The 20113-nt window shown below is 68.6% G+C and carries 19 protein-coding genes; 16 read left to right on the top strand and 3 right to left on the bottom strand.

The annotated features are described in order from the left end of the window. Positions 1–250: 250 nt before the first annotated feature. Positions 251–883 (bottom strand): PadR family transcriptional regulator, encoded by a 633-nt coding sequence (locus AB0B82_RS23280; protein ID WP_360172120.1) that lies wholly within the window; start codon positions 881–883, stop codon positions 251–253. Between the two features lie 126 nt (positions 884–1009). On the opposite strand from AB0B82_RS23280, the gene AB0B82_RS23275 reads away from it, so the two are divergent. Then, entirely contained in the window at positions 1010–1771 is a 762-nt protein-coding gene (locus AB0B82_RS23275; RefSeq protein WP_360172118.1) for a GNAT family N-acetyltransferase, read from the top strand. Here AB0B82_RS23275 and AB0B82_RS23270 read toward each other — a convergent pair. Together AB0B82_RS23270 and AB0B82_RS23265 are read right to left on the bottom strand one after the other, a co-directional pair. Next, on the bottom strand, positions 1764–2375 hold the full coding sequence (locus AB0B82_RS23270; RefSeq protein WP_360172115.1) for an MBL fold metallo-hydrolase: 612 nt from the start codon (positions 2373–2375) through the stop codon (positions 1764–1766). The genes AB0B82_RS23275 and AB0B82_RS23270 overlap by 8 nt on opposite strands. Positions 2376–2377: 2 nt before the next feature. Further along, the gene (locus AB0B82_RS23265; protein ID WP_360172112.1) at positions 2378–3658 is read right to left on the bottom strand and encodes an isochorismate synthase; all 1281 of its coding nucleotides are present in this window, start codon (positions 3656–3658) and stop codon (positions 2378–2380) included. Between the two features lie 224 nt (positions 3659–3882). Between AB0B82_RS23265 and AB0B82_RS23260 the strand changes: the two genes are divergently transcribed. From AB0B82_RS23260 to AB0B82_RS23190, 15 genes are all read left to right on the top strand, one after another. After that, positions 3883–4581 carry a demethylmenaquinone methyltransferase gene (locus AB0B82_RS23260; protein ID WP_360172109.1) on the top strand — a complete coding sequence of 233 codons (699 nt, stop codon included), beginning with the start codon at positions 3883–3885 and terminating at the stop codon, positions 4579–4581. A gap of 201 nt (positions 4582–4782) precedes the next feature. Continuing rightward, complete coding sequence (locus AB0B82_RS23255) at positions 4783–6096, top strand: geranylgeranyl reductase family protein (RefSeq protein WP_360172106.1); 1314 nt, start codon at positions 4783–4785, stop codon at positions 6094–6096. A 106-nt stretch (positions 6097–6202) separates the two neighbouring features. Continuing rightward, positions 6203–6562, top strand: coding sequence for an NADH-quinone oxidoreductase subunit A (locus AB0B82_RS23250; RefSeq protein ID WP_131469019.1), 360 nt, complete (start codon positions 6203–6205; stop codon positions 6560–6562). A 1-nt stretch (position 6563) separates the two neighbouring features. Continuing rightward, positions 6564–7118: an NADH-quinone oxidoreductase subunit B family protein gene (locus AB0B82_RS23245; protein ID WP_360172103.1), complete on the top strand. Its 555-nt coding sequence runs from the start codon at positions 6564–6566 to the stop codon at positions 7116–7118. Next, complete coding sequence (locus tag AB0B82_RS23240; protein WP_360172101.1) at positions 7115–7822, top strand: NADH-quinone oxidoreductase subunit C; 708 nt, start codon at positions 7115–7117, stop codon at positions 7820–7822. The genes AB0B82_RS23245 and AB0B82_RS23240 overlap by 4 nt, the downstream gene beginning before the upstream one ends. Beyond that, positions 7822–9159, top strand: coding sequence for an NADH-quinone oxidoreductase subunit D (locus tag AB0B82_RS23235; RefSeq protein ID WP_360172098.1), 1338 nt, complete (start codon positions 7822–7824; stop codon positions 9157–9159). Before AB0B82_RS23240 ends, AB0B82_RS23235 begins: the two co-directional genes overlap by 1 nt. Beyond that, positions 9160–9966 (top strand): NADH-quinone oxidoreductase subunit NuoE, encoded by an 807-nt coding sequence (gene nuoE, locus AB0B82_RS23230; protein ID WP_360172096.1) that lies wholly within the window; start codon positions 9160–9162, stop codon positions 9964–9966. Between the two features lie 2 nt (positions 9967–9968). After that, on the top strand, positions 9969–11282 hold the full coding sequence (nuoF, locus tag AB0B82_RS23225) for an NADH-quinone oxidoreductase subunit NuoF (protein WP_360172094.1): 1314 nt from the start codon (positions 9969–9971) through the stop codon (positions 11280–11282). Next, positions 11279–13717, top strand: coding sequence for an NADH-quinone oxidoreductase subunit G (locus AB0B82_RS23220; protein ID WP_360172092.1), 2439 nt, complete (start codon positions 11279–11281; stop codon positions 13715–13717). The genes nuoF and AB0B82_RS23220 overlap by 4 nt, the downstream gene beginning before the upstream one ends. Then, the gene (gene nuoH / locus AB0B82_RS23215; protein WP_360172090.1) at positions 13714–15039 is read left to right on the top strand and encodes an NADH-quinone oxidoreductase subunit NuoH; all 1326 of its coding nucleotides are present in this window, start codon (positions 13714–13716) and stop codon (positions 15037–15039) included. The genes AB0B82_RS23220 and nuoH overlap by 4 nt, the downstream gene beginning before the upstream one ends. Continuing rightward, a complete protein-coding gene (gene nuoI, locus AB0B82_RS23210) occupies positions 15032–15580 on the top strand; it encodes an NADH-quinone oxidoreductase subunit NuoI (protein WP_360172088.1) in 549 nt (182 codons plus the stop codon). The genes nuoH and nuoI overlap by 8 nt, the downstream gene beginning before the upstream one ends. After that, the gene (locus AB0B82_RS23205) at positions 15577–16413 is read left to right on the top strand and encodes an NADH-quinone oxidoreductase subunit J (protein ID WP_360172086.1); all 837 of its coding nucleotides are present in this window, start codon (positions 15577–15579) and stop codon (positions 16411–16413) included. Before nuoI ends, AB0B82_RS23205 begins: the two co-directional genes overlap by 4 nt. Then, positions 16410–16709: an NADH-quinone oxidoreductase subunit NuoK gene (nuoK, locus tag AB0B82_RS23200; RefSeq protein WP_360172083.1), complete on the top strand. Its 300-nt coding sequence runs from the start codon at positions 16410–16412 to the stop codon at positions 16707–16709. Before AB0B82_RS23205 ends, nuoK begins: the two co-directional genes overlap by 4 nt. Positions 16710–16721: 12 nt before the next feature. Further along, on the top strand, positions 16722–18590 hold the full coding sequence (nuoL, locus tag AB0B82_RS23195) for an NADH-quinone oxidoreductase subunit L (RefSeq protein WP_360172080.1): 1869 nt from the start codon (positions 16722–16724) through the stop codon (positions 18588–18590). Continuing rightward, positions 18587–20110 (top strand): NADH-quinone oxidoreductase subunit M, encoded by a 1524-nt coding sequence (locus AB0B82_RS23190; protein WP_360172078.1) that lies wholly within the window; start codon positions 18587–18589, stop codon positions 20108–20110. Before nuoL ends, AB0B82_RS23190 begins: the two co-directional genes overlap by 4 nt. Positions 20111–20113 lie beyond the last annotated feature (3 nt).

The raw sequence follows: 20113 nt of genomic DNA, 5'->3' as shown, positions 1-20113 counted from the left end.
GGTTCACCCACGGTGTTGTGGGTTCCGTACCCTTCACAGGGGTCAGGAACCCACAACACGATGGGTGAACCCACCGTGCGGGAACGCGCGCGGTCGTCCGGTCCGGGCGCCGACCCGGTCATCCAGACCCACCCACGGATCGGTCACAGGTACCGGCGATCCCGCCGGCGTGCGTGGTCTCGCGGGCGGCCGCCGCACGCCGGTCACCACACCGACCAGGCCGGTCTGTGGTGGGCCGGTCGGTGGTGGGTCAGTCGGCGGTGGGGGCGTCGGGGATTTCGCCCCAGTGGGTGACCATGCCGGGGTAGGGGACCCAGTCGGCGGTTTCGCCGGCGAAGGCGTAGGCGCCGGCGCGGATGCGGTCGAGGAACTCGCGGGTCCAGCGGAGTTCGCCCTCGTCGCGGGACTGGACGATGCGGAACATCTCGACCACGTGGTTCGGGGTCGCCGGATCACCCAGGATCTGCCGCTCGGCGAACGGCTCCGACTTCAGGAACGCCTCGATCTGGGAGATCCGCGCCTCCAGCGCGGCGATCACCTCGTCGCGGCCGAGCGACCACAGGAAGCTGAGGCTGACCTGCATCTTGTCGGGGTGGAACTGGTCGACGGTCCACAGCATGCCGCGCAGCAGCGAGAAGTACTCCGTCTCGCCGTCCGCGGTCAGCTTGTACGACGTCCGCCCGGGCCGGTGCGTGCCGTCCTGCTCGAGCTCCTGCAGATACCCGTGCTTGGCGAGCGTCCGCAGTCCGGTGTAGATCGATCCGGGGTTGATGTTCGCCCACTGCTCCACGTTCCAGGTCAGCAGCTCACGGCGCAGCTGGTACCCGTACGCCGGCTGGAAGATCCGCACGACGCCGAGCAGCAACAACCGCGTGGTGGACATGTTCGCAGTCTAAATCCCCGCGCCGGAACCGGCGGTGCGGCGTACGATCCGGGCATGGACGTGCGGGTGACAAGTGATCCGCGAGCCTTTGCGGAGACGGTTTTCCCCTTCTTGCAAAGGGATCCGGTGCTACACACGATCATTCTGAGCAACGTACGGGACCGGGCGGAGGGGACCGCGGAACCGGAGGACGAACAGTCGTACTTCGTGTCCGTGCACGAGCCGGACGTGGTCGGTGTCGCGATGCGGACGCCGGGGCGCGGGGTGTACCTCGGTGCGCTGCGGGAGGACCTCGCGGAGCCGATCGCCGAGGCGTACGCCGACCTGCTTCCGGACCTGAGTGGTGTCGCGGGCGACCGGCCGGCGGCGGTCCGGTTCGGGCAGCGGTGGGCGGAGTTGCGGGGTGTGACGGCAAGCGAAACGCGGGGCACCCGGCTGCACAAGCTGATCGAGCTCACCGTGCTCGAGGCCGACAGGGGGCAGGCGCGCCCGATGTGCGAGGGCGACGTCGACGTCGTCGCCGCCTGGAGCGACGCGTTCGCGGACGAAGCGCTCGACGCGATCGCCGCCGACAGTCGCGACTGGGCCGAGCGGCGGCTCCGCGACGGCATGTTGTGGATCTGGGCGGCCGACGGCGTCCCGGTCAGCATGGTCGGCCACCGGCCGGAGCTGTTCGGCGTGTGCCGCGTCGGCCCGGTCTACACGCCGCCCGAGCACAGACGGCACGGGTACGCCGGGGCCCTGACCAGCCGCGTGACCGAACGGATCCTCGCCGCCGGCAACCAGGCCTGCCTCTACACGGACCTCGCCAACCCGACGTCGAACAAGATCTACCACGATGCCGGCTACCGCCCGGTCGCCGACTTCGTCGACATCGAGTTCAGTTGATCTCGATCGACTGACCGGACTCCAGCCCGTGGTACGGCCGGCCGTCGGCGTCGAGGAAGCGCTGCATCAAGCCCAGACCGATCTCGCTCAGCAGCGCGTCGTGGATGCCGACGGTCTGCTGCGCCTTGACCGACCGGGCGTACTCGACCGCGCGCGGCAGCGCGAACCACGGGCCGGAGATCGGCACCAGATTCGTGTGCACCTCACGGTCGGGCTGGGTGAACGAGTCCCCCGGGTGGTAGACCGCGTCGTCGACCAGGAAGCCGATGTTCTCGCACGGTACGCCGAGCTCGGGCAGGATCACCGCGTGGTCCTTGCCGTAGGCACGGACCACGAAACCGGCCGCGTCGAAGGACTGCCCCTCCGACACCACGGTCACCCGCTCGTCGTTCAACTGGCCCGCGACGCCCGCGGTGGTGAAGATCGGCACCTGCAATGCACCCAGCCGCGCGACGTCCACATGGTCCTGGTGCTCGTGCGTGATCAGGATCGCGTCGGCGCGCTCGAAGGCGGCGTCCTCGCTGAACGTTCCCGGGTCGATCAACAGGATCTTCCCGTCCTTCTCCAGCCGGACACAGGCGTGGCCGAACTTTGTGAGCTTCATCCTCAGTCTCCCAACGCGTCTCTCATCGGCACCAACTTGGCGTTCGTCTCGGCCAGTTCGGCGTCCGGGTCGGACCCGGCGACGATGCCGGCACCGGCGAACAGGCGCATCCGGCGCGGGTTCTCGGGGTCGGCCTGGCCACAGCGCAGCGCGATGCACCACTCGCCGTCGCCGGCGGCGTCCATCCATCCGACCGGTCCGCTGAACCGGCCGCGCCGCATGCCCTCGATCTCGCCGATCAGGTTCCGCGCGACCGGGGTCGGCGTACCGCAGACGGCGGCCGACGGGTGCAGTGCGGCGGCGAGGCCGAGCGCGGAGGCTCCGTTGTTCGCGACGCCTGCGACGTCGGTGGCCAGGTGCATCACGTTCGGCAGATGCAACACGAACGGGGTCTCCGGCACATTCATCGACGTACAGTGCGGCTCGAGCGCCTCGGCGACCGAGCGGACCGCGAACTCGTGCTCCTCCAGGTCTTTCGACGACCGGGCCAGCGACGCGGCCAGCGCCAGGTCGTGCGCGTCGTCGCCGGTCCGGCGGATCGTCCCGGCCAGCACGCGGGACGTGATCAGGCCCTTCTCCCGGCGGACCAGCAGCTCGGGCGTGGCGCCGATCAGGCCGTCGACGGAGAACGTCCAGCAGTTCGGGTACGACGTCGTGAGCCGGTGCAGCGGCCAGCGTAGATCGATCGGCTGCTCGGCGATCGCAATCAGGTCGCGCGCGAGCACCACCTTCTCCAGCTCGCCGGCCGTGATCCGGCGGACCGCGTCCGCGACGATGCCCGACCAGTCGGTGCCGGTCCGCGCGCCGTCCGCGAACGCCACGTCGTACACCGGGGACGGCTCGTAGGTGACCAGCTCCGGCGGGGCGGCCAACGACGCGGCGGGTGAGACCGTTGTCACCCAGGTGGTGTCACCGCGACGGCCGACGATCACCTCGGGTACCACCAGTTCGCCGGGGTCGTCGTCGGTGAACCCGAACGAGCCGAAGCAGATCAGCCCCGAGCCCGGTACGCCGACCTCGTCGCGGATCACCGCGGCCCCGGTCAGCTCCCGCCACCAGTCGACGGCCTCGTCGAAGCGGTTGCTTCCGGCAACGTCCAGCCGGGCGGCGGCGCCCCAGCCGACGTGGCCGTCGCCCCGCCGTACCCACGCGAGTCCGCCCTCGGCCGGCAGGTGGTCGAGCAGGTGTGCCGACACCCCGTCCACCGGCTGACTGCGAACCACCAACTGCGGTGCGGGGCCTCGGGTCGCGAGGGCCGCACGGCTCCCTGGAGATGCACTCACGAGATCACAGCGTATGCCTCCTGTCCGTCCGGCCCGGCCTCGCGTGATGAACCTCGCGTCCTGCACCGCCCTCCGCACACCGTCTCCGGCGCCCATGCGGGTACCTCGCTGCGTTGGAGGGCAGGGCACGATGAACCCCGCATCGAGCCCTGCCCTCCGCCTTGCGATGCACCCACCTGGACACCGGAGCCGCCGCACGGAGGACGGTGCAGGACACTAGACAGGTGACCCGCGCAGATCTGACCAAGGACCCGCAGGCCGTGGCGGCCATGTTCGACAACGTGGCGGAGGGGTACGACCGGACCAACGCGGTCGCGACCATGGGGCTGGAGAAGCTGTACTGGCGGCCCGCCACGCTGGCCGAGATCGCGCCGCGGCAGGGGCTGCGGATCCTCGACCTGGCGGCCGGGACCGGTGCGTCGAGCATCAAGCTGCGCGAGGCGGGCGCGGACGTGGTGTCCTGCGACTTCTCCGTCGGGATGCTCCGCGTCGGCAAGCGCCGGCATCCCGAGCTCGACCTGGTCGCGGGGGACGCGCTCCGGCTGCCGTTCGCCGACGACACGTTCGACGTGGTGACGATCTCGTGGGCTCTGCGCAACGTCAACGACGTCACGGTCGCCCTGCAGGAGATGCTCCGGGTCACTCGGCCGGGCGGACGGCTCGTCGTACTGGAGCAGTCGCACCCGACCTGGAAGCCGTTCCGGGTCGTGTACCTCGAGTACATGATGCGCGCCGTACCGGCGGTGGCGAAGGTGGTCTCGACCAACCCCGAGGCGTACGAGTACCTGGCCGAGTCGACCCGCGCGTGGCTGCCGCAGGAGCCGCTGGCCCGCGCGATCGAGGACGCCGGCTGGAGCCGCGTGCAGTGGCGCAACCTGACCGGCGGCCTGGTCGCCATCCACCGCGGGGTGAAGCCCGCCTGACCCGCACCTGACTCCCGCCTCGATCCGGACCGGGTGAGGCCCAGTTAATTACGCAACGGAAGTTATGCGAAATTCGCTTGTCCGCAAGGCGGTTGGGGCGAGTTTCGTGTCCACGTCAGGCAGTCCTAGACTGTCGAGTGAAGAGCGTTCGTGAATGCCTTCACGAGCGCACAACGCCCCCAACATCCAGGCCGGGAAGAGATGAGCCAGAGCGTGCCGAGCGGGCAGCAGGCGGAGACCGCCGATGTGATCGTCGTCGGTGCCGGACCCGCCGGTTCGGCGGCGGCGTACCACCTGGCGAACGCCGGACTGGACGTTCTGCTGCTGGAGAAGACCGCGTTACCGCGGGAGAAGGTCTGTGGTGACGGCCTCACCCCGCGCGGCACCAAGCAGCTCATCAACATGGGCATCGACATCTCCGAAGAGGCCGGCTGGATCCGCAACTACGGGCTGCGGATCCAGGGCGCCGGGCACGTGCTGCAGCTGGACTGGCCGGATCTGGCCAGCCACCCGAACTACGGCCTGACCCGCAACCGGATGGACTTCGACGAGATGCTCGCCCGGCAGGCCGAGAAGGCCGGGGCGCGGCTGCGGGAGCGGACCAACGTCAGCGGGCCGATCCTGGACGACCGCGGCCACATCGTCGGGGTGACCGCGAAGCCGGTCGACGACAACGGCCGCCGGGCCGGCGCCGACGTCGAGTTCCGGGCGCCGCTGGTGATGGCCGCGGACGGCAACTCGTCGCGGTTGAGCATCGCGATGGGGCTGCACAAGCGCGACGACCGTCCGATGGGCGTCGCCGTCCGGACGTACTTCACCAGCCCGCGGACGAACGACGACTACCTCGAGTCCTGGCTGGAGCTGTGGGCCGACGACCCGAAGCAGCCCGGCGGCCGGGTGCTGCTGCCCGGGTACGGCTGGATCTTCGGGATGGGCGACGGCACGGTCAACGTCGGGCTCGGCATCCTGAACACCTCCGAGGCGTTCGGCAAGGTCGACTACGCGGACCTGCTGAAGCAGTGGCTGAAGGTGACGCCGGCGGAGTGGCAGTTCCGCGACGAGTTCCAGACCGTCCCGATCCGCGGGGCCGCGCTGCCGATGGGCTTCAACCGGCAGCCGCACTACACCCGCGGGCTGATGCTGCTCGGCGACGCCGGCGGCATGGTCAACCCGTTCAACGGCGAAGGCATCCCGTACGCGATGGAGTCCGGGTCGTTCGCCGCCGAGGTCGCCGCGCAGGCGCTGCGCCGGCAGCCGAACCAGCGCGAGCGCGCGCTCTCGGCGTACCCGAAGGCGCTCAAGCAGGAGTACGGCGGCTACTACACGCTCGGCCGGATCTTCGTGAAGCTGATCGGAAATCCGGAGGTGATGCGGCTGTGCACCAAGTACGGTCTGCCGCGCACCACCCTGATGAAGTTCACCCTGAAGTTGCTGGCCAACCTCACCGACCCGCGCGACGGGGACGTGATGGACAAGATCATCAACGGGCTCACGAAGGTCGCTCCCGCGGCCTGACCGCCGGGGCGAGTGAGCCGAGCCACAGCGCTACTGATAACACAGTCCTGGTACCAGGGCTGACCGATAGACAGAACCAACCGGCTGAAGGAGGGAGCACGCAGCGATGCACCCCTACACACCGATTCTCGCTCTAGGTGTGCTCGCGGCGCTCTTCGTCGCGGGCAGTATCGCCGTCAGTGCGCTGGTCGGGCCGAAGCGGTACAACCGGGCCCGGCTGGATTCGTACGAGTGCGGGATCGAGCCGACCCCGCAGCCGGTCGGCGGTGGCCGCTTCCCGGTGAAGTACTACATCACCGCGATGCTGTTCATCGTGTTCGACATCGAGATCATCTTCCTCTACCCCTGGGCCGTCGCCTTCGACCAGATGGCGCTGTTCGGGCTGATCGAGATGGTCATCTTCATCGTCACCGTCTTCGTCGCGTACGCCTACGTGTGGCGCCGCGGCGGACTGGAGTGGGACTGACATGGGTCTTGAGGAACAGCTTCCGGCCGGCGTCCTGCTGAGCACCGTCGAAGGTGTGCTCGGCTACATGCGCAAGGCCTCGTTGTGGCCGGCAACCTTCGGGCTGGCCTGCTGCGCCATCGAGATGATGACCACGGGCGCGCCGCGGTACGACGCCGCCCGGTTCGGCATGGAGGTCTTCCGGGCCTCGCCGCGGCAGGCCGATCTGATGATCGTGGCCGGCCGGGTGAGCCAGAAGATGGCTCCGGTACTGCGCCAGATCTACGACCAGATGCCCGGCCCGAAGTGGGTACTCGCGATGGGCGTGTGCGCGTCGTCGGGCGGCATGTTCAACAACTACGCGATCGTCCAGGGCGTGGACCACGTCGTCCCGGTGGACATGTACCTGCCCGGCTGCCCGCCGCGGCCGGAGATGCTGCTGGACGCGTTCCTGAAGATCCACGACCAGATCCAGAACATGAAGCTCGGCGCGCACAAGAAGGCGCTGCAGGCCGAGCAGGAGGCCGCGGCCCTGACCGCCGCCCCGACGATCGAGATGAAGGGGCTCTTGCGGTGAGCGATTCCCAGCCCGAGAACCTTCCGGCGACGTCCGCGGCGAGCGACGCGCAGACGCCGGGCGCCGAGGTCATCGACCAGCGCGAGGGCATGTTCGGTGTCCGCGGCACCGGTGACACCTCCGGGTTCGGCGGCCTGAAGCGGCAGATCGCGCTGCCCGGCGCGACCCCGCGGCCGTACGGCTCCTGGTTCGACGCCGCGGTGGACAAGCTGGAGGGCCTGACCGCCGACGGCTCGATCGAGAAGGTCGTCGTCGACCGCGGTGAGCTGACCCTGCACATCAAGCGGGAGAACCTGGTCGAGGTGTGCAAGCACCTGCGCGACGACGAGGACCTGCGGTTCGAGTTCTGCTCCGGCGTCAGCGGCGTGCACTACCCGAACGAGACCGGCCGCGAGTTGCACGCGGTGTACCACTTCCTCTCGATCACCCACAACCGGCGGGTCCGGCTGGAGGTGTCGGCGCCCGACGCCGACCCGCACATCCCGTCGATCGTCTCGGTGTACCCGGCCAGTGACTGGCACGAGAAGGAGACCTGGGACTTCTTCGGGATCGTCTTCGACGGGCACCCGGCGCTGACCCGGATCCAGATGCCCGACGACTGGCCGGGCCACCCGCAGCGCAAGGACTACCCGCTCGGCGGTATCGACGTCGAGTACAAGGGCGCTGTCATCCCACCGCCCGACACGCGGAGGTCGTACAACTGATGACCACTACAGACCCGTACGCGACCACTCGGGACACCACCGAGGGCAAGGTCTTCACCGTGACCGGCCAGGACTGGGACTCGGTGGTCTCCGGCCTCGGCGAGGAGCCGGAAGAGCGCGTCGTCGTCAACATGGGCCCGCAGCACCCGTCCACGCACGGCGTGCTCCGGCTGATCCTCGAGCTCGACGGTGAAACGGTGACCGAGGCCCGCTGCGGCATCGGCTACCTGCACACCGGCATCGAGAAGAACATGGAGTTCCGCTCCTGGACGCAGGGCGTCACGTTCTGCACCCGGATGGACTACCTGTCGCCGTTCTACAACGAGGCGGCGTACTGCCTGTCGGTCGAGCGGCTGCTCGGGATCGAGGACCAGATCCCGGAGAAGGCCAACGTGATGCGCGTGCTGCTGATGGAGCTCAACCGGATCAGCAGTCACCTGGTCTGTATCGCCACCGGCGGTATGGAGATCGGCGCGCTGACCGTGATGACGATCGGCTTCCGCGAGCGGGAGAAGACGTTGGACCTGTTCGAGCTGATCACCGGTCTGCGGATGAACCACGCGTTCATCCGTCCGGGCGGTGTCGCACAGGACCTCCCGCCGGGTGCGCTGGACAAGATCCGCGAGTACATCACGTGGATGAACAAGCACCTCAAGGAGTACGCCGAGCTCTGCAACGCCAACCCGATCTTCAAGGCGCGGCTGCAGGACGTCGGGTACCTGGACCTGGCCGGCTGTATGGCGCTGGGTATCTCCGGCCCGGTGGTGCGTTCGACCGGCTACGCGCTGGACCTGCGCAAGACCCAGCCGTACTGCGGCTACGAGACGTACGACTTCGACGTACCGACCTGGGACTCCTCCGACGCGTACGGGCGGTTCCGCGTCCGGCTGCAGGAGATGCACGAGTCGCTGAAGATCGTCGAGCAGTGCGCCGACCGGCTGGAGAAGATGGAAGGCCAGCCGGTGATGGTGGCCGACAAGAAGATCGGCTGGCCGAGCCAGCTGGCCGTCGGCGCCGACGGGATGGGCAACTCGCTCGACCACATCAAGCACATCATGGGCGAGTCGATGGAAGCGCTGATCCACCACTTCAAGCTGGTCACCGAGGGCTTCCGGGTGCCGGCCGGTCAGGCCTACGTGGGAATCGAGTCGCCGCGCGGCGAGCTCGGTGCGCACGTGGTCTCCGACGGCGGCACCAAGCCGTACCGGGTGCACTTCCGTGACCCGTCCTTCGCAAACCTGCAGGCGATGCCGATCATGTGCGAGGGCGGCCAGGTCGCCGACGTGATCGTCGCCGTCGCCAGCCTTGACCCGGTGATGGGTGGAGTGGACCGCTAAATGGCCGAGAACCACACAACTGCTACCGACCAGACGGTGCCGTACAGCACCGGCGACTCGAAGATCACCGACGCCACGCTCGCCGAGATGCGCGAGATCGCGGCGCGGTACCCGGTCGCCCGGTCCGCACTGCTGCCGATGCTGCACCTGGTGCAGTCGGTCGAGGGCCGAATCACCCCGGAGGGCATCGAGGCCTGCGCCGACATGCTCGGGCTGACCGGCGCCGAGGTGTCGGCGGTGGCCACCTTCTACACGATGTACAAGCGCCGTCCGGTCGGCGACTACCACGTCGGCGTCTGCACCAACACGCTCTGCGCGGTGATGGGCGGCGACCTGATCTTCGACCGGCTCAAGCAGCACCTGGACGTCGGCAACGACGAGACCACCGAGGACGGCAAGATCACCCTCGAGCACCTCGAGTGCAACGCCGCCTGCGACTACGCGCCGGTGATGATGGTGAACTGGGAGTTCTTCGACGACATGACGCCGGAGTCGGCCACCCAGCTGGTCGACGACCTGCGCGCGGGCACCGAGGTGAAGTCGCCGCGCGGTGCGACGATCTGCACCTGGCGGGAGGCCGAGCGCGTGCTGGCCGGCTTCCCCGACGGCCGCGCCGACGAGGGCCCGACCGGTGGCAAGTCCACGCTGGCCGGCCTGCGCCTGGCCCGCGAGCGGAACTGGACCGCGCCGGCCGGTGCCGGCGGTTCGCCGACCCCGCTCGACGACGTCCCCGGGCCGCGCCCGGAGGACCAGCCCGGCCGGGAGTCGCAGGCCGTGCACAGCGACGACACCCGGAAGGAGGACTGACCATGGCGAACTCGGTGCTGACCCCCGTCCTGTCGGACAACTGGGACCAGATCAGGTCCTGGCAGCTGGGCTCGTACCAGCGCTCCGGCGGGTACGACGCGCTGCGCAAGGCGCTCACCATGCAGCCGGACGACGTGGTTGCCACGGTCAAGGACTCCGGTCTGCGCGGCCGCGGCGGCGCGGGCTTCCCGACCGGGATGAAGTGGTCGTTCATCCCGCAGGACAACCCGAAGCCGAAGTACTTGGTGGTGAACGCCGACGAGTCCGAGCCGGGCACCTGCAAGGACATCCCGCTGATGATGGCCTCGCCGCACACGCTGGTCGAGGGCGTCATCATCGCGTCCTACGCGATCCGCGCGTCCGCGGCGTTCATCTACGTCCGCGGTGAGGTGCTGCACGTGATCCGCCGGCTGCAGCAGGCGGTCCAGGAGGCCAAGGACGCCGGCTACATCGGCCAGAACATCCTCGGCAGCGGCTACGACCTCGACGTGATCGTGCACGCCGGCGCCGGCGCCTACATCTGCGGTGAGGAGACGGCGCTGCTGGACTCGCTGGAAGGACGTCGCGGTCAACCTCGGCTGCGTCCTCCCTTCCCGGCGGTGGCCGGTCTGTACGGGTGCCCCACTGTCATCAACAACGTCGAGTCGATCGCTTCGGTTCCCGTCATCGTCAAGAACGGCGCGGACTGGTTCTCCTCGATGGGCACCGAGAAGTCCAAGGGCACGACGCTGTACTCGCTGTCCGGGCACGTCACCCGCCCGGGCCAGTACGAGGCGCCGCTCGGCATCACGCTGCGCGAGCTGCTGGACCTGGCCGGCGGGGTCCGGGAGGGCCACCAGCTGAAGTTCTGGACGCCGGGTGGTTCCTCGACGCCGTTGCTGACGTCCGAGCACCTCGACGTACCGCTGGACTACGAGGGCGTCGGCTCGGTGGGCTCGATGCTCGGGACCAAGGCGCTGCAGATCTTCGACGACACGGTCTGCGTCGTGCGCGCCGTACTGCGCTGGACCGAGTTCTACAAGCACGAGTCCTGCGGCAAGTGCACGCCGTGCCGCGAGGGCACCTGGTGGCTGGTGCAGATCCTGGAGCGGCTGGAGAAGGGGCAGGGCTCCGAGGAGGACCTGGACGTCCTGCTCGACCTGTCCGAGAACATCCTCGGCCGCTCGTTCTGCGCCCTCGGTGACGGTGCGACCGCGCCGATCACCAGCTCGATCGCGCACTTCAAGGACGAGTACCTGGCGCACTTCGAGCAGGGCGGCTGCCCGTTCGACCCGATGGCAAGCACCGTCTTCGCGACTGCTGGAGCGAACGCATGACGATCCAAGCGAACCCGCCCGCCGGGTCGGAGGTGGAGCGGACCGACCTGGTCACCGTCACCATCGACGACATCGAGGTCAAGGTTCCGAAGAACAGCCTGGCGATCCGGGCCGCCGAGCAGATCGGCATCCAGATCCCGCGATTCTGCGACCACCCGCTGCTCGACCCGGTCGGCGCCTGCCGGCAGTGTCTGGTCGAGGTGGTGGACGCGGGCAACGGCCGCGGGATGCCGAAGCCGCAGGCGTCCTGCACGCTGACGGTGGCCGACGGCATGGTGATCCGCACCCAGGTGACCTCGCCGGTGGCCGACAAGGCGCAGCACGGGAACATGGAGTTCCTGCTGATCAACCACCCGCTCGACTGCCCGGTCTGCGACAAGGGCGGCGAGTGCCCGCTGCAGAACCAGGCAATGAGCAACGGGGCCGGCGAGTCCCGGTTCCACGCGTCGCACGGGGTGAAGCGGACCTACCCGAAGCCGATCAACATCTCGGCCGAGGTGCTGCTGGACCGTGAGCGCTGCATCCTCTGCGCGCGCTGCACGCGGTTCTCCGAGCAGATCGCCGGTGACCCGTTCATCGCGCTGATCGAGCGCGGTGCGCTGCAGCAGGTCGGCATCTACGAGAAGGAGCCCTTCGAGAGCTACTTCTCCGGCAACACGATCCAGATCTGCCCGGTCGGCGCGCTGACCAGTGCGGCGTACCGGTTCCGGGCGCGGCCGTTCGACCTGGTGTCGGTGCCGTCGGTGGCCGAGCACGACTCGTCCGGTGCGGCGATCCGGGTCGACTACCGGCGCGGCAAGGTGATGCGCCGGCTGGCCGGCGACGACCCGCAGGTGAACGAGGAGTGGATCTCCGACAAGGACCGGTTCGCGTTCCAGTACGCGTCGACCGGTGACCGGCTGACCCACCCACTGATCCGTGAGGACGGCGAGCTGCGGCCGGCGTCCTGGCCGGAGGCGCTGTCCTTCGCGGCGGAGAAGCTGAACGCGGCCCGCGGCAACGCGGCCGTGCTGACCGGCGGCCGGCTGACCGTCGAGGACGCCTACGCGTACTCGAAGTTCGCCCGGGTCGCGCTCGGCACCAACGACATCGACTTCCGGGCCCGCCCGCACTCCGTGGAGGAGGCGGACTTCCTGGCCGCCGCGGTGGCCGGTACCGGTCTCGGGACGACGTTCGCGGACCTGGAGAAGGCCGGCTCGGTGCTGTTCGCCGGGTTCGAGCCCGAGGAGGAAGCACCGACGGTGTTCCTCCGGGTCCGCAAGGGTGTCCGGACGCACGGCACCAAGGTCTTCACGATCGCGGCGTACGCGTCGCGCGGCGTGGAAAAGCTGGACGGCGTCGTCGTGCACACCTCGCCCGGCACCGAGGCCGCGGTGCTCAGCGACCTCGGCAACGCGGGTGAGGCCGGCGCGGCCGCGCGGGCGTCGCTCGGTCCGGACTCGGTCATCATCGTCGGCGAGCGGCTGGCGAGCGCGCCGGGCGGGTACTCGGCCGCGCTGCGGCTGGCGCTCGACACCGGTGCGCAGCTGGCCTGGATCCCGCGCCGTGCGGGCGACCGGGCCGCGCTCGAGGCCGGCTGCCTGCCGGGCCTGCTGCCCGGTGGCCGCCTGGTCTCCGACCCGCAGGCGCGGGTCGACCTGCAGGCCGCGTGGGGTGTCGACCACCTGCCGGCCGAGCCGGGCAAGGACCTCGGCGAGATCGTCGCGAACGCCGGTTCGCTGCAGGCGCTGGTGGTCGCGGGGGTCGAGATCGACGACCTGCCCGACCCGGCCGCGGCGCTGGCCGCGCTCGAGGCGGTGCCGTTCGTGGTCAGCCTCGAGGTCCGCAAGTCGCAGGTGACCGAGTACGCCGACGTGGTGCTCCCTGTCGTACCGCCGGTGGAGAAGTCCGGCACCTTCGTGAACTGGGAGGGTCGCGAGCGGCCGTTCCCGGTCGTGCTCAAGGTGCCGGCCGCTATGCCGGACGTTCGCGCGTTGGCCGCGCTGGCGCAGCAGATGGGCCGTTCGATCGGCTTCGCCACCCCCGAGGGCGCGAAGCGCGAGTACGACGAGCTCGGTCGCTGGGACGGCGAGCGGGCGCAGGAGCCGACGTACCCGGCCGGTCCGGCCCTCGGCGCGTTCGACTCCACCCGGCTCGCGACCTGGCGGATGCTGATCGACGACAGCCGCGCCTGCGACGGTGAGCCGCACCTGACCGCGACGGCGCGCAAGCCGGTCGCCCGGATCTCGCTGACCACCGCGCACCGCGTGGGCGTCAATGACGGTGACGAGCTGGTGGTGAGCACCGACGCCGGGACGATCCGGCTGCCGGTGGTGATCACCCGGATGACCGACAACGTGGTCTGGCTGCCGACCAACTCGGCCGACTCCCACGTGCGCCGTGCACTGCACGCCGACCATGGCTCGATCGTGACGATCGCCGGAGGAAACTCATGATGTCGCTCGCCGTACCTGATGCGGGGGTCGGGAACGACCCCTGGTGGGTGATCCTCATCAAGGTGCTGTTCATCTTCGTGTTCCTGGTGGTGCTGACGCTGTTCAACATCTGGTGGGAACGCCGGGTGGTGGCGCGGATGCAGCACCGGGTCGGTCCGAACGTGCACGGACCCTTCGGTCTGCTGCAGTCGCTGGCCGACGGTGTGAAGCTGATGCTCAAGGAAGACCTGATGCCGAAGGGCGTGGACAGGCTCGTCTTCGTCCTGGCGCCGGCGATCGTTGCCGTACCGGCCTTCCTCACCTTCGCGGTGATCCCGTTCGGCCCGACGGTGAAGATCCCGTTCACCGACACCTACACCCGGCTGCAGCTCACCGACCTCCCGGTCTCGGTGCTGTACGTGATGGCGGTCGCCTCGATCGGCATCTACGGCATCGTGCTCGGCGGCTGGTCGTCGAACTCGACGTACTCGCTGCTCGGCGGTCTGCGCTCGAGCGCGCAGATGATCTCCTACGAGGTCGGCATGGGCCTGGCGCTGGTCACGGTGTTCCTGTTCGCCGGTTCGATGTCCACCTCGGAGATCGTCGCGGCGCAGTCGCACCAGACCGTGACGTTGTTCGGCACCGACATCCCACTACCCGGCTGGTACGCGTTCTTGCTGTTCCCGTCGTTCGTGATCTACGTGATCTCGATGGTCGGCGAGACGAACCGGGCGCCGTTCGACCTCCCGGAGGCCGAGGGTGAGCTGGTCGCGGGCTTCCTGACCGAGTACTCCTCGATCAAGTACGCGATGTTCTTCCTGGCCGAGTACATCAACATGGCGACCGTGTCCGCGCTGGCCACCACGCTGTTCCTGGGCGGCTGGCGGGCGCCGTGGCCGATCTCGATCTGGGACGGCGCGAACTCCGGCTACTGGCCGGTGCTGTGGTTCATGGCCAAGCTGATGGGCTTCATCTTCTTCTACATCTGGCTGCGCGGAACGCTGCCGCGGCTGCGCTACGACCAGTTCATGAAGCTCGGCTGGAAGATCCTGATCCCGGTCGCGCTGGTCTGGATCCTGCTGGTCGCCACCGTGCGCGCGGTCGGCCGGGAGACCGACTTCAGCCGGACCACGCTGCTGGTCGCGGCCGCGATCGTGCTGGTGTTCGCGGTGGTCAGCATGTTCATCCCGCAGAAGCCGGCGCCGGAGCAGCCGACCGAAGAAGAGCGGGCCGAGAACTTCGATGCCTTCGCCGGGGGCTTCCCGGTGCCGCCGCCGATGGCCGTCAACACTCCGAGCCGAGGCGAGACTGTGAGCCACACCAAGGAGGGCCGCAATGGCTAGCGTCAAGGAGTCCCTCTGGGATCCGGTCGCCGGGTTCGGGGTCACCTTCCGGACGATGTTCCGCAAGGTGTTCACCGAGCAGTACCCGTTCGAGAAGAAGCCGACCGCGCCCCGGTTCCACGGCCGGCACCAGCTGAACCGCTGGCCGGACGGCCTGGAGAAGTGCGTCGGCTGCGAGCTGTGCGCCTGGGCCTGCCCCGCCGACGCGATCTACGTCGAGGGTGCGGACAACACCGCGGGCGGACGGTTCTCGCCGGGCGAGCGGTACGGCCGGGTGTACCAGATCAACTACCTGCGCTGCATCCTCTGCGGTCTGTGCATCGAGGCGTGCCCGACCCGGGCGCTCACGATGACCAACGAGTACGAGCTCGCCGACAGCAGCCGTGCGTCCCTCATCTACGAGAAGAAGGACCTGCTGGCGCCGCTGCTCCCGGGCATGCAGGAGCCGCCGCACGAGATGCAGCTCGGCAAGACCGAGAAGGACTACTACCTCGGACTGACCGGCGCCGCGGCGAACGCCGAGGGGAGTGAGACCAAGTGATCGGTCTCGTCACCGGCTCGCAGGTCGCGTTCTGGCTGCTGGCCCCGGTCATGATCCTGGCCGCGATCGGCATGGTGCTGGTCCGCAAGGCGGTGCACTCGGCGCTGCTGCTGGCGACCGTGATGGTCTGCCTCGCGGTGCAGTACGCCGCGCAGGACGCGCCGTTCCTGTTCGCCGTCCAGATCATCGTCTACACCGGCGCGATCCTGATGCTGTTCCTGTTCGTGCTGATGCTGGTCGGCGTCGACGCCTCGGACTCGCTGGTCGAGACCATCCGCGGTCAGCGGCTGCTGGCCGGTGTGGCCTTCCTCGGCTTCGGCATCCTGCTGCTGTTCGCGGTCGGCAACGCGATCTACGGCAACCCGACCGGCCTGGCCGCGGCGCAGCCGGACGGCAACCCGCACGGCATCGCCCAGCTGCTGTTCGGCAAGTACGTGTTCGCCTTCGAGGTGACCTCGGCGCTGCTGATCACCGCGGCGATGGGCGCGATGATGCTGGCGCACCGCGAGCGGCTGTCGAAGAAGCGCACCCAGCGCGACCACGCCGAGGAGCGGATCCGCAAGTACGCCGAGCAGGGCATCCACCCGGGCCCGCTGCCGACGCCCGGTGTGCTCGCGCGGCACAACGCCGTCGACACCCCGGCGCTGCTGCCGGACGGCTCGATCGCACCGACCTCGGTTTCGCGTGTGCTCCAGGCACGTGGCACGGTGTTCTCCGAAGAAGCCGAGCGCGCGGACATCGAAGAGGTGCGCGAGCTCGACCAGGGCGAGCTGTACCCGCCGGAGGCGGAGAGCACCGACACAACTGGCTTCGGACAGGAGGAACAGAAGTGACGACCGAGCCGTACATCGTGCTCGCGGCGATCCTGTTCAGTATCGGTGCGCTCGGCGTGCTGGTACGCCGTAACGCCATCGTCGTCTTCATGTGTGTCGAGCTGATGCTGAACGCGTGCAACCTCGCGTTCGTCAGCTTCGCGCGTCAGCACGGCAACCTCGACGGCCAGATCGCCGCCTTCTTCGTGATGGTGGTGGCCGCGGCCGAGGTCGTGATCGGGCTGGCGATCATCATGGCCATCTTCCGCACCCGTCGCTCGGCCTCGGTCGACGACGCCAACCTGCTCAAGTACTGAGGTAAGCACCCCATGAGTCATGAGCTGACATGGCTGCTGGTCGCGGTACCGGCGGTGTCCGCGGCGATCCTGCTGCTCGGTGGCAAGGCCACCAACGCGTGGGGTCACCTGCTGGGCACGCTGGCGCCGTTGATCTCGTTCGCCTTCGGCGTCGTCCTGTTCTTCCAGATGCAGGGCCAGTCCGGCGAAGGTCGGTCCGAAACGGTCAAGCTGTTCGAGTGGTTCTCGGTCGGCGACGTCACGGTCAACTTCTCGCTGCTGATCGATCCGCTGTCGATCCTGTTCGTGCTGCTGATCACCGGTGTGGGTTCGCTGATCCACATCTACTCGATCGGTTACATGGAGCACGACGAGCGCCGGCGGCGGTTCTTCGGCTACCTGAACCTGTTCGTCGCGGCGATGCTGCTGCTGGTACTGGCCGCCGACTACCTGCTGGTCTTCGTCGGCTGGGAGGGCGTCGGTCTGGCGTCGTACCTGCTGATCGGCTTCTGGCAGCACAAGCCGTCGGCCGCGGTCGCCGCGAAGAAGGCGTTCGTGGTCAACCGGGTCGGGGACATCGGCCTGTCGCTCGCGGTGATGAGCATGTGGGCGCTGTTCGGCTCCTCGGCCTTCGCTTCGGTGAACGCCGGCGCCGAGCAGCTGACCAGCACCTGGGCCACGCTGCTCGGCCTGATGCTGCTGCTGGCCGCCTGCGGCAAGTCCGCGCAGGTGCCGCTGCAGTCCTGGCTGCTGGACGCGATGGAGGGCCCGACCCCGGTGTCGGCGCTGATCCACGCGGCGACCATGGTCACCGCGGGCGTCTACCTGGTGGTCCGCTCGCACGCGATCTACGAGGTCAGCGACGCGGCGTCCACGGCGGTGGTGATCGTCGGTACGGTCACCGCGCTGGCCGGTGCGATCATCGGTTGCGCCAAGGACGACATCAAGAAGGCGCTGGCCGGTTCGACGATGAGCCAGATCGGCTACATGATGCTCGCCGCGGGCCTCGGCCCGGCCGGGTACGTGTTCGCGATCTTCCATCTGCTCACGCACGGTTTCTTCAAGGCCAACATGTTCCTCGGCGCCGGATCGGTCATGCACGGCATGAACGACGACGTGAACATGCGCCACTACGGCGCCCTGCGGTCGGCGATGAAGATCACCTTCGTGACGTTCGGCTTCGGCTACCTGGCGATCCTCGGCATCCCGCCGTTCGCCGGCTTCTTCAGCAAGGACAAGATCATCGAGGCCGCGTTCGCGGACAACATCGTGATCGGTCTGTGCGCGCTGCTCGGCGCCGGCATCACCGCGTTCTACATGACGCGGGTGATGATCATGACGTTCTTCGGCAAGAAGCGCTGGGCCGAGGACGTGCACCCGCACGAGTCGCCGAAGGTGATGACCTGGCCGCTGATCATCCTGGCCGCGCTCTCGCTGGCCGGCGGTGCGCTGTACTTCGCCGGGCACTGGATCGTCGACTGGCTCGAGCCGGTGGTCGGGACCGAGGAGCACCACGGTCCGCTGAGCGCCACCGTGATGACGATCATCACGCTGGCCGTGGTCGCCGCCGGTCTCGCGCTCGCCGTGGTGATGTACCGCCAGGAGGTGCCGCGGGAGGCTCCGGCCGGCTCGCTGCTCACCAAGTTCGCGCGTCGTGACCTGCTCGGCGACGCGCTGAACGAGGCGGTCTTCATGCGGCCCGGGCAGTACCTGACCCGGACGCTGGTCTGGCTCGACAACCGGGGCGTCGACGGCCTGGTGAACGGGCTGGCCGCACTCTTCGGCGGTCTGTCCGGCCGGCTCCGCCGGTACCAGACGGGCTTCGTCCGTTCGTACGCACTCAGCATGGTCTTCGGCGCCGCATTCGTGGTCGTCGCCCTCCTCGCGGTGAGGTTGTCGTGAACATCGGTTGGCTGACCCTGTTACTGCTCCTGCCGTTCGTCGGGGCCATCGCGACGATGCTGGTGCCGAAGTCGAAGGCGCTGACGGCCAAGCAGGTCGCGCTCGGGTTCTCGCTCGTGACGCTGGTACTGACCGCGATCGTTGCGATCGGCTACCAGCGCAACGGCGCCGAGGACTACGCCGAGACGCACACCTGGATCAAGGCCTTCGGTGCGCACTACGCACTCGGCCTGGACGGTGTCGGCATCGTGCTGGTGGTGCTGACCGCGCTGCTGACGCCGATCGTCATCATCGCCTCCTGGAACGACGCGCAGAACGGCCGCTGGTCGGAGAAGTCCTTCTTCGCCTGGATCCTCGGCCTGGAGGCACTGTCGATCGGCGTGTTCGCGGCCACCGACGTGTTCTTGTTCTACGTGCTGTTCGAGGCCACGCTGATCCCGATGTACTTCCTGATCGGCGGCTTCGGCGGCCCGCAGCGTTCGTACGCCGCCGTCAAGTTCCTGCTCTACTCGCTGCTCGGCGGTCTGCTGATGCTGGCGTCGGTGGTGGGCCTGTACGTCGTCTCGGCCAAGCAGGGCGAACCGTCGTACCTGCTGACCGACATGATGAAGCTGGACATGAGCCAGAACACCGAGCGCTGGCTGTTCCTCGGGTTCATGTTCGCGTTCGCGGTGAAGGCGCCGATGGTGCCGTTCCACACCTGGCTGCCGGACGCGGCCGGTGAGGCGACGCCGGGGACGTCGGTGCTGCTGGTCGGCATCCTGGACAAGATCGGCACCTTCGGGATGATCCGGTTCTGCCTGGGCCTGTTCCCGAACGCGTCCGAGTGGGCCACCCCGGTGGTGCTGGTGCTGGCGCTGATCTCGGTGCTGTACGGCGCTTTGCTGGCGATCGGCCAGACCGACATCAAGCGGCTGATCGCGTACACCTCGATCTCGCACTTCGGCTTCATCGTGATGGGCATCTTCGCGCTGACGTCGCAGGGCCTGACCGGGTCGACGCTGTACATGTTCAACCACGGTCTGTCCACGGCCGCGCTGTTCCTGGTCGCCGGGTACCTGATCTCCCGGCGCGGGTCCGCGCGGATCGCCGACTACGGCGGTGTGGAGAAGGTGGCGCCGGTGCTCGCCGGGACGTTCCTGTTCGCCGGCCTGTCCAGCCTCGCGCTGCCCGGTCTGTCGCCGTTCATCTCCGAGTTCATGGTGCTGGCCGGGACCTTCAGCCGGCACAAGGTGATCGCGGTGATCGGCGTCCTGGGTATCGTGCTGGCCGCGCTGTACATCCTGCTGATGTACCAGCGCACGATGACCGGCCCGGTGCGGGACGGGATCGAGAAGCTGAAGGACCTGAACGTGCGTGAGTTGCTCGCGATCGCGCCGCTCGTGGTCCTGATCATCGGCCTGGGCCTGTTCCCGAAGCCGGTGGTCGACATCATCAAGCCCGCGGTGGCCGAGACCATGCAGCGGGTCGGCGTGACCGACAAGGCACCGGAGATCCCCGTGACGGAGGGACAGAAGTGAGCG

It is taken from the genome of Kribbella sp. NPDC048915, from assembly GCF_040649595.1.
GTDB lineage: Bacteria > Actinomycetota > Actinomycetes > Propionibacteriales > Kribbellaceae > Kribbella.
The sequence above is the reverse complement of the archived record's forward strand: the minus strand, read 5'-3'. Positions and strand labels throughout refer to the sequence as shown.

Bases quoted from the DNA above. Each gene is read 5' to 3' on its own strand.
- AB0B82_RS23280 (WP_360172120.1), bottom strand. From the start codon at position 883: ATGTCCACCACGCGGTTGTTGCTGCTCGGCGTCGTGCGGATCTTCCAG.
- AB0B82_RS23245 (WP_360172103.1), top strand. From the start codon at position 6,564: ATGGGTCTTGAGGAACAGCTTCCGGCCGGCGTCCTGCTGAGCACCGTC.
- nuoF (WP_360172094.1), top strand. From the start codon at position 9,969: ATGGCGAACTCGGTGCTGACCCCCGTCCTGTCGGACAACTGGGACCAG.
- nuoE (WP_360172096.1), top strand. From the start codon at position 9,160: ATGGCCGAGAACCACACAACTGCTACCGACCAGACGGTGCCGTACAGC.
- AB0B82_RS23250 (WP_131469019.1), top strand. From the start codon at position 6,203: ATGCACCCCTACACACCGATTCTCGCTCTAGGTGTGCTCGCGGCGCTC.
- AB0B82_RS23220 (WP_360172092.1), top strand. From the start codon at position 11,279: ATGACGATCCAAGCGAACCCGCCCGCCGGGTCGGAGGTGGAGCGGACC.
- AB0B82_RS23255 (WP_360172106.1), top strand. From the start codon at position 4,783: ATGAGCCAGAGCGTGCCGAGCGGGCAGCAGGCGGAGACCGCCGATGTG.
- nuoH (WP_360172090.1), top strand. From the start codon at position 13,714: ATGATGTCGCTCGCCGTACCTGATGCGGGGGTCGGGAACGACCCCTGG.
- AB0B82_RS23270 (WP_360172115.1), bottom strand. From the start codon at position 2,375: ATGAAGCTCACAAAGTTCGGCCACGCCTGTGTCCGGCTGGAGAAGGAC.
- nuoI (WP_360172088.1), top strand. From the start codon at position 15,032: ATGGCTAGCGTCAAGGAGTCCCTCTGGGATCCGGTCGCCGGGTTCGGG.
- nuoL (WP_360172080.1), top strand. From the start codon at position 16,722: ATGAGTCATGAGCTGACATGGCTGCTGGTCGCGGTACCGGCGGTGTCC.
- AB0B82_RS23235 (WP_360172098.1), top strand. From the start codon at position 7,822: ATGACCACTACAGACCCGTACGCGACCACTCGGGACACCACCGAGGGC.